Origin of the sequence: Anaerococcoides asporogena, from assembly GCF_029590275.1 — a bacterium.
Taxonomy (GTDB): domain Bacteria; phylum Bacillota; class Clostridia; order Clostridiales; family Clostridiaceae; genus JG1575.
Map to the genome: position 1 here is coordinate 1,724,378 of NZ_CP120965.1, position 12,344 is coordinate 1,736,721.

A 12,344-nucleotide genomic window follows, 5' to 3' on the forward strand; every position below is an offset into this window, starting at 1 on the left:
GAGCTTGAAAAAACATATATTAGTAATCGCGCAATATTTCTACCCTGAGCAGTTTCGTATCAATGATATATGCACTGAGTGGGTGAGAAGAGGATACAAAGTAACCGTAGTCACAGGCATTCCAAACTACCCTCAAGGTAAATACTATGATGGATATGGACTATTCAAGAAAAGAAAAGAAACCTATAACGGTATGGATATCATAAGAATTCCTTTAGTTCCGAGAGGAAATAATTCAATCATGCTTGCTTTTAATTATTTGTCATTTGTGGTATCAGGTTTCTTCTGGAAGATGTTTACTAAGATTAAAGCGGATTATGTATTTATATTTGAAGTTTCTCCAATGACACAGGCGCTTCCTGGTGTTTGGTATGCAAAGAAGAGGAAGATTCCTTGCTACTTGTATGTTCAAGATCTATGGCCCGAAAATGTTGAAATAATAACCGGAATCAAGAATAAGAAAATTATTGGTGCCATTGGTAAAATGGTTGACTACATATATAGAGGCTGTACTAGGATATTTACCACGTCAGAAAGCTTCGTTAACTCTATTAATGATCGTGGAGTTCCACTAGATAAAATCGAGTACTGGCCGCAATATGCTGAAGATTTTTATATTCCGATTGAGGAAATGAGTATCCCAGAGATACCTAAAGATGATGCGTTCAATATCATTTTTGCAGGGAATATAGGAGCAGCCCAAGGACTAGATATTCTTCCAAAAGCAGCAGAAATCATAAAGACTAAATCTGAAAGACAGATAAGATTTAATATCGTTGGAGATGGCAGATATAAGAATGAGTTTGTAAATATAGTCAATGCTAAGGGATTGGATGATATGTTTAATTTCATCCCAAAGCAACCGGCAACTAGAATACCAGAGTTCATGGCTGCTAGTGATGCTGCATTTCTTAGTTTGACGGATAGCCCTTTATTTGCAATGACTATACCTGCTAAACTTCAATCCTATATGGCTTGCGGAATTCCAAACATTGCATCTGCAGCTGGAGAGACAGCCAAGATTATCAAAGAATCTGACTCAGGTTTATGTGGTAGACCAGGGAATGCAGAAGAACTAGCTGATAATGTTATAAAGCTATCAAGCAAGTCCAGAGAAGAACTTAAGATATTAGGCTATAATGCTAGGAAGTATTATGAAGAAAACTTTGATAAACAAGCTCTGTTAGATCGAATGGATCTTTATTTTGGACTCAGAGCAGCATTGGAGGATAAATAATGTTTAAAGAAAAAACTTTACTAATAACAGGTGGGACAGGATCTTTTGGGAATGCTGTTATGAAAAGATTTCTTGATACAGATATAAAAGAAGTCCGTATTTTTTCTCGTGATGAGAAGAAACAAGATGATATGAGAAAGTTATACAAAAACGATAAATTAAAATTTTATATAGGCGATGTTAGAGACCTTTCAAGCGTAAAAAATGCAATGCACGGAGTTGACTATATCTTTCATGCAGCTGCCCTCAAACAGGTACCTTCATGCGAGTTCTTTCCACTTGAAGCAGTTAAAACCAATGTACTAGGAACAGACAATGTACTTACAGGCGCAATCGAGATGGGCGTTAAGAAGGTCATTTGTCTTTCTACAGATAAGGCAGCATATCCTATAAACGCTATGGGTATTTCCAAAGCTATGATGGAGAAGGTATTCGTTGCAAAAGCAAAGACCGTTGATCCTGACAGAACGCTTATCTGTGGAACAAGATATGGGAATGTAATGGCATCTAGAGGATCTGTTATTCCGTTGTTTATTGATCAGATTAAGAATGGACAACCACTGACAGTAACTGATCCAAATATGACAAGGTTTCTAATGAGTCTTGAAGAAGCTGTTGAGCTTGTTGTGTTTGCATTCCAGAATGCTGAAGCTGGCGATATTATGGTCCAGAAGTCACCCGCCTCAACCATAGGGGACTTAGCTCAAGCAGTTAAGGAGCTTTTTATAGCAGATAATGAAATCAAAGTAATTGGTACTCGTCACGGTGAGAAGCTATATGAAACACTTCTAACGAAAGAAGAGCATGTTGTAGCAAAAGACATGGGTGGATTCTATAGAGTGCCAGCTGATAAGAGAGATCTAAACTATGACAAGTATTTTGTTGAAGGAGATCAAAAACTTTCATCTGAAGATGAGTACAATTCTCATAATACAGAAAGACTCAATTTGGAGCAGATTAAAGAAAAGCTACTGCAGCTTGATTATGTAAGAGAACAATTGGAAAGTTGGGATAGATAATGAAAATTTTAGTCACTGGGGCAAAGGGCTTCATAGGAAAAAACTTAATAGCAGAGCTGAGAAATAGAAAGTACGATGATATTTTCGAGTATGACAGGGATACAGATCCTTCTTTACTTGATGAATACTGCAAAGAAGCGAACTTTGTGTTTCATCTCGCGGGAGTTAACCGTCCAAAAGAGCAGTCTGAATTTATGGAAGGTAACTTTGGTTTCACCTCCGCTCTATTAGATTCTCTTAAGAAACATAACAACACCTGCCCAGTGATGATTTCGTCTTCCATTCAAGCTGAGCTAGACAATCCTTATGGTGAAAGTAAAAAGGCAGGAGAAGATCTCTTATTTACTTACGGCAAAGAAACTGGATCTAAAGTCCTTGTTTACAGATTTCCAAATGTATTTGGTAAGTGGTGTAGACCTAATTATAACAGTGCCGTAGCTACTTTTTGTCATAATGTTGCTCAGGACTTACCTATTAAAGTGAATGATCCAAGCGTAGGAATGAACCTTGTTTATATAGATGATGTAGTTAATGAGCTGATTGGTTCACTTGAAGGAAATGAGAATAAAGTAGGAGAGTTTTGTGAAGTACCCGTAGTACACACCAGTACTCTAGGTGAAATAGTAAACTTGATTTATTCATTCAAAAAAAGTCGAGAAAATAGGTCAGTACCTAACATGTCTGATGCATTTACAAAGAAGCTTTACAGTACATATTTAAGTTACTTGCCAGAAGACCAGTTTAGTTATGATTTAAAGATGAATGTTGATCAGAGAGGATCATTTACTGAATTCATTAAGACACCTGAACGTGGTCAAGTTTCAGTAAATATATCAAAAGCTGGAATTACAAAAGGTAATCACTGGCATCATACGAAGAATGAGAAGTTTCTAGTTGTAAGTGGTAAGGGTGTTATCCGGTTTAGAAAAATAGATTCAGATGAAGTGTTAGAGTATTTCGTAAGTAGTGAAAAAATGGAAGTCGTTGATATCCCAACGGGTTATACACACAACATAGAGAATCTTGGTGATATAGATATGGTTACCATAATGTGGGCCAATGAGCCATTTGACCCTGAAAAGCCTGATACTTATTATTTGGAGGTATAACTGATGAAGAAATTAAAAGTCATGACAGTCGTTGGTACTAGGCCAGAGATAATCAGATTATCAGCTGTTATAAATAAATTAGATGAATCTGAAGCAATTGACCATATTCTTGTTCATACAGGACAAAACTATGATTATGAACTTAATGAAGTGTTTTTTAATGACTTTAACTTAAAGAAGCCAGATTATTTTCTCAATGCTGCTACTGGTACAGCAGTGGAAACGATAGGGAATATTCTAGTAAAGATTGATCCTATCCTTGAAGAAGTGAATCCTGATGCATTTCTAGTACTTGGAGATACAAATAGCTGCTTATGCGCTATTGCAGCAAAGAGAAGACATATCCCTATATTCCATATGGAGGCAGGAAATAGATGCTTTGATCAGAGAGTACCTGAGGAAACAAACAGAAAAATTGTTGATCATACAGCAGATATCAACTTAACTTATAGTGATATTGCTAGAGAATATCTTTTAAGAGAAGGTCTTCCTGCAGATAGAGTCATTAAAACAGGTAGCCCGATGTTTGAAGTTCTTAATTCAAGAAAAGATGATATTGAGAAGTCGGATGTGCTTCAAAGGTTAGGACTTGAAACAGAGAAATACTTTGTGGTTTCTGCTCATAGAGAAGAGAATATCAGCTCTGAACAAAATTTCATGGATTTAGTAGATAGCTTAAACACGATTGCAGATAAATATCAGATGCCTTTGATCGTGAGTACCCACCCAAGAACTAGAAAGATGATTGAATCAAAAGGAATTGAGTTTAATCCATTGGTTAAGACTATGAAGCCGGTTGGATTCAATGATTATGTGAAACTTCAAAAGTATGCAAAAGCTGTTTTAAGTGATAGTGGGACAATTAGTGAAGAATCATCAATTCTTGGGTTTAAAGCTCTTAATATTAGACAAGCTCATGAACGTCCTGAAGCAATAGAAGAAGCATCAGTGATGATGGTTGGACTTAAGAAAGAAAGAATTCTTCAGGGACTAGAGATTTTAGAGACTCAAGAAAAAGATACATTGCGACTGGTTGCAGATTATAGTATGCCTAATGTGTCAGAAAAAGTGTTAAGAATTATTTTATCTTACACAGATTATGTGAATAGAGTTGTTTGGGGGAAATAGATAATGAAAGTATTGCAGGTTAATTCCGTTTGTGGAATTGGTAGCACTGGAAGAATTGCTACAGATATTCACAATATCTTAATTGAACAAGGCCATGAGAGTTATATCGCATACGGAAGAGATCTGCCAAAGAACTGTGATAATGCGATAAGAATTGGGACAAGAATTGACAATTACACTCATGTGGCAAAAACAAGAGTACTTGATAAACATGGGTTTGGATCTAAAAAAGCTACTATTGAATTTATTGATAAAGTTAAAGAACTTGATCCTGATATTATTCATCTACATAACATTCATGGTTATTATATAAATGTTGAAATTCTATTTGACTATTTAAAAGAAGCAAATAAGCCTGTAGTATGGACTCTTCATGATTGTTGGAGTTTTACAGGTCATTGTGCTTATTTTGATTACGTTGGATGTAATAAGTGGAAGAGAGGCTGTTATGGCTGTCCTGAAAAGAAGGCATATCCTAGTAGTATAATCTATGATAACTCTAAAGATAACTATAGAAGGAAAAAAGAAATTTTCACTGGTATAAAAAATCTCAATATCGTCACACCATCACAATGGTTAGCTAATTTAGTACAACAATCGTTTCTTAAAGAATATCCAGTAAAAGTAATAAATAATGGAATAGATTTAGATGTTTTCAAACCAACTGAGAGTGATTTTATGAAAAAGAATAATATTGAAAATAAATTTGTTATTCTAGGCGTTGCAAGTATTTGGGATAGAAGAAAGGGCCTAAAGTATTTTATTGAATTAGCAAAAATGTTACATGAAGATGAAGTAATTATCCTTGTAGGGTTATCTGAAAAGCAAAAGAAGGGTTTACCTAATAACATAATTGGTATTACACGAACGAATAATGTTTCTGAATTAGCTAGCATTTATTCTATTGCAGATGTTTTTGTCAATCCAACTTTAGAAGATAATTTTCCTACGACTAATTTAGAATCACTAGCTTGTGGAACTCCAGTAATAACATTTAATACCGGTGGTAGCCCTGAAAGTATAGGTTTGAACTGCGGGTTCAGTATTGAAAATAAGAGTACATTAGAATTGTTTACTCATATTCAAAAGATTAAAGGTGGTAAACTAATCCGAAAAGAATGCTTAAATAGGAGTAAAATATTTGATAAGAACAAATGTATTAATCTATATATTAAGCTCTATAAATTAATCTAGGTTAGAGGAAAGAAAAATATTAACGACATGATTAATTTATTTTTCTCTAGAGTATTATATATAGAGAAGTACTTAAATACAATTGTAATCTTAATACACATAATATAGTAAGAAAAATCAACCCAAATTTAATAGGAGGGTTACTCATTAAAACTGCATAAAAAATTTTAGTAATATGAGAGGTTCAGTGAAAGATGAAAAAATCAACACCATTAATAATATTTCTCATAATAATTATATTTAATGCGATAAGCTTATTTTCATCGCTAAGTATAAATGATTCAGTTTTATTAATTAATTTCTACGTAAATTTATTTACATTAGATCTGATGCTTTTGGTAGTGTTATTTTTATTTTATAAATATAAAGTTAGTATTTTTGACCCCGTAGTCTTTATTTTAACAATATATATATTAATGTTCATTGTAACTCCTATATATGATATTCTTAATAATAAAATTTTATGGTTTGGAGTTAATCTTTTTAAATATGGAGTAAAAGGCACACTAATTGCATTACTGGGTTTCTGTGGATTTATTTTTGGTTATTTTATTACCTATAAATATAAACCTAATAGTATTATTGGAGAAAAAATTTATTCTGGCAAAGTATATCAATATAAAAATAATGAAGCGATTATAATATCAGTGGTGGGTTGGATTGGATGTCTAATAATATCTATGATATATTTTTATCTAAACATGGGTTTTAATATTGTGTACATTTTAGGAATGGGATTTTATGGCAATATAGACAAAAGTATAACTTCAGATATTGCATTAGGTTCTTTATACATTTTTAGTTATAGTTTATTACCATTTTCTTTAGTATACTTAAAAATTGGCAAATCTAAGATATTAAAAGTAGTTATGTTTTGGATGACATTAGCAGTGCATTTTACTATGGGTTTTAGATTTATAATTTTAACTTACTTGGCTGGAATTATTATTATGTATTTAATAAGTAATAATAAAAAAGTAAAATTACGATATATCATCATAGGATTATTTATTTCCATTTTATTGATAGGTTTGCTTGAAGTTGTTAGAGGTGACATTAGACGAGGAAGTGGAGCCACTTTAGATATGTTTTCTTTTAAAAATTCTGTTGAATCAGTATTTTACAACTTTAGAATTTATAAAACTTATTATGGTGTAATAAAAGCAGTTCCTAATCAAGTACCTTATATGTATTTTGATCAAATGTTAATCTATACACTAGTAATGTTAATTCCTAGAGGTATTTGGCCAGGAAAACCTGGAGCTACTGGAATTGAAGCTATGAGGGTTGGTATTTCTGAGTATGCAGCAGCAGCAGGACAAGCATATCCAAATTTAGGAGAATTCTACTATTCTTTCGGTATACTCGGTGTAGTATTTTTTATGTTTATCTATGGACGTATTGCATACTACTTTAAAAATAAATTTTTGGATAGAAAAAATGACATAATGAATATAATGATATATTCTTTGTTTTTACCTGCAAATCTACAGTTATTAATTAGAGGTTACTTGCCAAGTAACTTATATTTTGTATTGTTTTTACTTTTGCCAATTGTTGTAATAAAAAAAATAACTCGTGTATCTGTTAGTAATTAGCTTAAAATACTTTGATATAACTTAACTATAAGGAGGTAAGGATAATGCATAAAATTGCATTTATAATTCCGTATTTTGGAAAATTACCAAAGGAATTTGAACTTTGGCTTATATCATGCTCATATAATAGGAATTTTAACTGGATTATATTTACTGATGATCAGACTCAATATAATTATCCAGCAAATGTTCATGTTATTTATAAAACTTTTGAACAAATAAAAGAATTACTTCAGAATAAATTCAGTTTTGAAATTTGCTTAAATAGTCCATATAAACTGTGTGATTATAAACCAGCATATGGAGATTTATTTCAAGAATACATAAAGGAATATGATTTTTGGGGTCATTGTGATATCGATCTAATTTGGGGTGATCTTTCTGTATTTATTACTCCAGAGGTATTAGACAACTACGATAGAATATTTGCCCGAGGACATTGTACTTTATACAGAAATAATAGTAATGTGAATTCATGGTACAGGACCCTTGGTAAATGTAATGGTATTGACTATAAAACTGTATTTACAAGCGATTATTCTTATGCTTTTGATGAAGGCGGTGGTTCTTTAAAATGGGGAGGAATGAATAAATTGGTGAAAATTAAAAATAAAAAGTGTTATAATGAGATATTTTTTGATGACATCTGCATTCAGTACTCAAACTTTGTATCATACAGAGATGTTGAAGAGAGCAAAGAATTTATCAAAAGACCTGCTGCATATATATTTAATAAGGGTAAACTTTATAAAAATGTATTAGATGGTGATAGAATTGAAGTTACAGAATCGATGTATGTTCATTTTCAAAAAAGAAAAATGAATTTAAACATTGAAGATTTTTCTAATGTTGATAAGTTTATCATGTTTCCTAATAGATATGAAGAATGGTTTGAAATAAACAATAATTTTCTTAAAAAGATGTGTAAACATAAAATATTCTACTGGCATTTTATAGAATTAAGATTTAAGAACTTAAAAAAGAAACTTCTACGAAGAATAACTCGAAGGAATTAGGTGTATGCAATGTCGAGAACAAAAAAGGCATTTATAAATGTTCGATCAAGTATTATTAATCAGATTGTTTTAATAATTAGTGGGTTAATTCTACCAAGATTATTAATCAAGACGTATGGATCTGAAATTAATGGGCTTGTAAGTACAATTAAGCAAATGGTTAACTACGGCAGTATTTTAGTAATTGGATTAGGAGCAGCTTCATCAGTAGCCTTATATGAACCAATTTATAATAATGAAATAAGCAAAATAAATGGTATATTATCAGCAACAAAAAGGACATACAAGAGTTCAGGATATATATTTGCTTTTTTTATATTAATAATGGCAATTGTTTTTCCTAATTTAACCAATTCGGATTTAGATCCTAGGTTAATTACTAAAATTATCATCATTGCAGGCATGGGTTCCATTATTGAACATATTTATATAAGTACTTATAGAATTTATCTAATAGCGGATCAACAAGCTAATATACAATCAAAACAACAAACCTATGGGTTTATATTATATACTTGTTTAGCTATATTAGCTATTAAGTTAAAACTTTCGATAATTTGGGTAATGATTGCGCTATTATCGTCGTATATTTTGCGATTATTCCTGATGAAAAGATATTTTAATGAGCATTATACTTTTATCAATTTGAATGTCCCTCCTAATTATAAAGCAATAAGCAAAAGATGGGATGCTTTTATTTATCAAGTTCCAGATATATTGATAACATATACTCCAGTAATAATTATTGCAATTATGCTAGGGTTAACAGAAGCTAGCATATATTCAGTTTATAATATTGTATTTAGTAGCTTAATAAGTCTAATTGGAGTTATGTCTTTTGGATTGCAAGGAGGTTTCGGAAGTATCATTGCTTCTGGAAATCTTGAAGTCTTGAATAAAAGTTATAAGTCATTTGAGTTTTTATATACAGTTATAACCTTTTTTGCATATGGGTGCTCATTAGTATTAATTAAACCTTTTATATCTGTTTATGTACAAGATGCTGATAACGTAAACTATTTACTACCGCTTCTAGGATCTATGTTTGTAATTAGCGGAATTGCAAGAGCGTTACGTACTCCTGCAAAAACATTATCAGAAAGTGCTGGTATGTTTAATGATAATAAGTTTCCAAATCTGATTGAGGCTATAGTTAATTTTATTTTATCAGTTTTACTTGTGTCTAAGTTAGGTATTACTGGGGTTTTGATCTCTTCAGCTATCACGGCGACAGTTAGAACAGCTATATTTGTTTTTTATGTATATGATAATTTATTAACTATAAAAGTAAGAAAGTATTTAATACAAATATTATTAAATATAGTGGCTGTGTATTTGCTAAGTTTCGTATTTACAAGATTAACTAGTGATAGTTTCTATGATTGGATAATTTATGCACTTAAAGTATCTTTAACATTTGGCATTAGTTTAGTTATATTAAACTCTATAATTGATAGAGATACTGCTAGAAATTTACTTACACGAATGAAATTAATATTAAAACGAAATGACAATTGATGATAAATAATGTGTTCAGAATCAGATATTATGTTATGAGGGAGTTAAATAGTGAAAAAAAAATATGTTTTTATTAGCAATATGGCGGCACCTTACCAAGTAAAACTTTGTGATTCATTACAGGAATTCCTTGATACTGAGTTTTGGTTTTATGAGTATATAGAAAAAGGAAGACCTGAATGGTGGAAGATACCATTAGGTAATAAGTGCAAAATAATGAGATTATCCGTCAGGGTTCCTAAACTTGGTTACATATCTTTTGGTGTCATATATGAGCTATTTAAATTTAAACCTGATGTGATATTGTTTGGAGGTTTTATGCCATGGCATTGGTTGCTAATGAGAATTGCTAAGTTACTAAAAGTTAAAGTAGCTTTTATGAGTGAACCTTTAAGATATAAATCCACTGAGATTGCTAGCAATGAAAACTCCTCAATAAAGATGAAGATAATTAGAAAAATGTGTAGTGGCGCTGATTTGTATATTGGAATGGGAGAGGTTGCTGCTAAACAATTTATTGAGGAAATTGGATTTCCAGTTGAAAAAGTTGAAATAGGTAAGTATCCTCAAGATATTGAAGAATACTATAATCATCCCTTACGGTACAAAAAACAAGGTAATACTTTCAGAATCTTATTTGCAAATAGGCTAGTAGATAGATATCAACCATTATTTGCATTAGAAGTATTTGAGAAGTTGCTTGCCAAGTATCCTAATATAGAATTATATATGAATAATGATGGTCCTTTAAAGGAAGCTTGTATAAATTATATCAGTAACAGTAAATTAAATAATGTACATTTTTTGGACAAAATTGACTCTTGGAATAATATGCATTTGATATATAAAAAATCAGATATTTTGATTTTACCAGCTAATTATTCAAACGGTAACGGCACCATTATAGAAGCGAGAGCTTCAGGCATGGGTGTTGTAATTAGTACTAAAATTAACCATATTGATAAGCATTCAATCCATGGAGAAAACTGTTTTATCTGTAGCCTAAATATTGATGAGTTTGTAAATGCCGTATCGGAATATATTGAAAATCCAGATAAACTAATTGAACATGGGAAATTAAGTAGAAAATTAGTAGAAGATAGGAAAAATTCTTATACTGCTAAAGCCTATTATGATGCATTTAGGAAGCATAAGTTATTGAACTAAAGTTATAAAAGAAAGGTTATTTACTATTCAATTTTGAATTTATAATTTATATAAAGAAGTTTCGTAAAAAGTAATCTCTATTAACTAATGGATTAAACTGATAAATATAATAAAATTTGAAATTAAAAAATTTTATAGATTAGATTGAGGTGATTAATTTTGAAAAGAATACTATTACTTGGTGGTTCTACCCAACAAGTTCCCGCAATAGAATATGCAAATAGTCAAGGGTATTATACAGTTTTATGCGACTATCTACCAGACAACCCAGGGCAGAACTATGCTAAAAGGTTCTATTGTGTAAGCACAACTGACAAAGATGCAATACTGGAAGTTGCAAAAAATGAAAAAGTAGATGGAATAGTAGCATATGCGTCTGATCCAGCCGCACCAACAGCAGCTTATGTTGCGGAAAAACTTGGACTTCCAACAAACCCATATAAATCTGTTGAAATATTAGCTTTTAAGGACAAGTTTAGACAGTTTTTAAGAGAGAATAACTTTAAATGTCCAAAAGCCAAAGGTTTTTCATCACTTGAAAGTGCCAAGGATGAAATAAGTCAATTTACATTTCCGGTAATGGTTAAACCTATTGATTCCTCAGGAAGTAAAGGTGTGAGCAAGGTTGAAAAGCTAGAAGACTTTGAAGAAGCATATAAAATAGCATTAGATAATTCAAGAGATAAAAATATTATTGTTGAAGAGTTTATTGTACAAGACCATGAATTTATGATCGGCGGAGATTGTTTTGTATTAAATGGTAAAGTTGTATATTGGGGATTACTTAATTGCCATAGAGATCCAAAAGTAAATACGCTTGTTCCTGTTGGTAAAAGTTATCCACTATTAATAAGTGAATCTAGAATACATAAAGTAAAAGAAGAAATACAAAAAGTTGTTGACATATTAAATATAAAGTTCGGTGGATTTAACCTTGAAGTTATGATTGATGAAAGGGACAGAGTGTTTTTAATTGAAATGGGTCCACGTAATGGTGGAAATATGATTCCTGATTTACTTAGAATAATAAACAATGTGGATTTGATTGGAGGTACAGTAGAAACTTCAATTGGAAATAATAGTTTAACTTTAGACGCAGAAGTAAATCCTGGTTTTTATGCAACTCATAACATACACACAGACAACAATGGATCTTTTATAGATATTAGATATAAAAACAGAATTGAAGATAAAATTATTAAGAGAGTAATATATAAGAAAAAAGGAGATTCTGTCCAGTACTTTGATGCAGCTAATAAAGCTATAGGAATACTGTTTGTAAAGTTTCAAACTCAAGAAGAACAGATGGAATTTGTTTCCAATCCTGAAAAATGGATTGAAGTAATTGTGGAGTAGGT

The 12,344-nt window shown here is 31.3% G+C and carries 10 protein-coding genes; all 10 read left to right on the plus strand.

Features of this window, described 5'->3' with window-relative positions; translation table 11 throughout:
* The first annotated feature begins 4 nt into the window (after nucleotides 1-4).
* Nucleotides 5-1,237 carry a glycosyltransferase family 4 protein gene (locus P6M73_RS08115; protein WP_277855606.1) on the plus strand — a complete coding sequence of 411 codons (1,233 nt, stop codon included), beginning with the start codon at nucleotides 5-7 and terminating at the stop codon, nucleotides 1,235-1,237.
* A complete protein-coding gene (locus P6M73_RS08120) occupies nucleotides 1,237-2,256 on the plus strand; it encodes a polysaccharide biosynthesis protein (protein WP_277855607.1) in 1,020 nt (339 codons plus the stop codon). Before P6M73_RS08115 ends, P6M73_RS08120 begins: the two co-directional genes overlap by 1 nt.
* Nucleotides 2,256-3,365: a capsular polysaccharide biosynthesis protein CapF gene (locus P6M73_RS08125; RefSeq protein WP_277855608.1), complete on the plus strand. Its 1,110-nt coding sequence runs from the start codon at nucleotides 2,256-2,258 to the stop codon at nucleotides 3,363-3,365. The genes P6M73_RS08120 and P6M73_RS08125 overlap by 1 nt, the downstream gene beginning before the upstream one ends.
* 3 nt (nucleotides 3,366-3,368) lie before the next feature.
* Entirely contained in the window at nucleotides 3,369-4,493 is a 1,125-nt protein-coding gene (gene wecB, locus P6M73_RS08130; RefSeq protein ID WP_277855609.1) for a non-hydrolyzing UDP-N-acetylglucosamine 2-epimerase, read from the plus strand.
* Between the two features lie 3 nt (nucleotides 4,494-4,496).
* Complete coding sequence (locus tag P6M73_RS08135) at nucleotides 4,497-5,687, plus strand: glycosyltransferase (RefSeq protein WP_277855610.1); 1,191 nt, start codon at nucleotides 4,497-4,499, stop codon at nucleotides 5,685-5,687.
* Between the two features lie 194 nt (nucleotides 5,688-5,881).
* Nucleotides 5,882-7,285: an O-antigen polymerase gene (locus P6M73_RS08140; protein WP_277855611.1), complete on the plus strand. Its 1,404-nt coding sequence runs from the start codon at nucleotides 5,882-5,884 to the stop codon at nucleotides 7,283-7,285.
* A 44-nt stretch (nucleotides 7,286-7,329) separates the two neighbouring features.
* Complete coding sequence (locus P6M73_RS08145) at nucleotides 7,330-8,301, plus strand: DUF6625 family protein (protein ID WP_277855612.1); 972 nt, start codon at nucleotides 7,330-7,332, stop codon at nucleotides 8,299-8,301.
* Nucleotides 8,302-8,310: 9 nt separating this feature from the next.
* Nucleotides 8,311-9,819, plus strand: a complete 1,509-nt coding sequence (locus P6M73_RS08150; RefSeq protein WP_277855613.1) for a lipopolysaccharide biosynthesis protein — start codon at nucleotides 8,311-8,313, stop codon at nucleotides 9,817-9,819.
* A gap of 51 nt (nucleotides 9,820-9,870) precedes the next feature.
* A complete protein-coding gene (locus P6M73_RS08155) occupies nucleotides 9,871-10,986 on the plus strand; it encodes a glycosyltransferase family 4 protein (protein WP_277855614.1) in 1,116 nt (371 codons plus the stop codon).
* 159 nt (nucleotides 10,987-11,145) lie between these two features.
* The gene (locus P6M73_RS08160) at nucleotides 11,146-12,342 is read left to right on the plus strand and encodes an ATP-grasp domain-containing protein (RefSeq protein ID WP_277855615.1); all 1,197 of its coding nucleotides are present in this window, start codon (nucleotides 11,146-11,148) and stop codon (nucleotides 12,340-12,342) included.
* Nucleotides 12,343-12,344: the final 2 nt, after the last annotated feature.

What these genes read in the sequence shown, in the direction of transcription:
- P6M73_RS08120 (WP_277855607.1), top strand. Translation starts at nt 1,237, where the DNA reads ATGTTTAAAGAAAAAACTTTACTAATAACAGGTGGGACAGGATCTTTT.
- P6M73_RS08125 (WP_277855608.1), top strand. Translation starts at nt 2,256, where the DNA reads ATGAAAATTTTAGTCACTGGGGCAAAGGGCTTCATAGGAAAAAACTTA.
- wecB (WP_277855609.1), top strand. Translation starts at nt 3,369, where the DNA reads ATGAAGAAATTAAAAGTCATGACAGTCGTTGGTACTAGGCCAGAGATA.
- P6M73_RS08135 (WP_277855610.1), top strand. Translation starts at nt 4,497, where the DNA reads ATGAAAGTATTGCAGGTTAATTCCGTTTGTGGAATTGGTAGCACTGGA.
- P6M73_RS08140 (WP_277855611.1), top strand. Translation starts at nt 5,882, where the DNA reads ATGAAAAAATCAACACCATTAATAATATTTCTCATAATAATTATATTT.
- P6M73_RS08145 (WP_277855612.1), top strand. Translation starts at nt 7,330, where the DNA reads ATGCATAAAATTGCATTTATAATTCCGTATTTTGGAAAATTACCAAAG.
- P6M73_RS08150 (WP_277855613.1), top strand. Translation starts at nt 8,311, where the DNA reads ATGTCGAGAACAAAAAAGGCATTTATAAATGTTCGATCAAGTATTATT.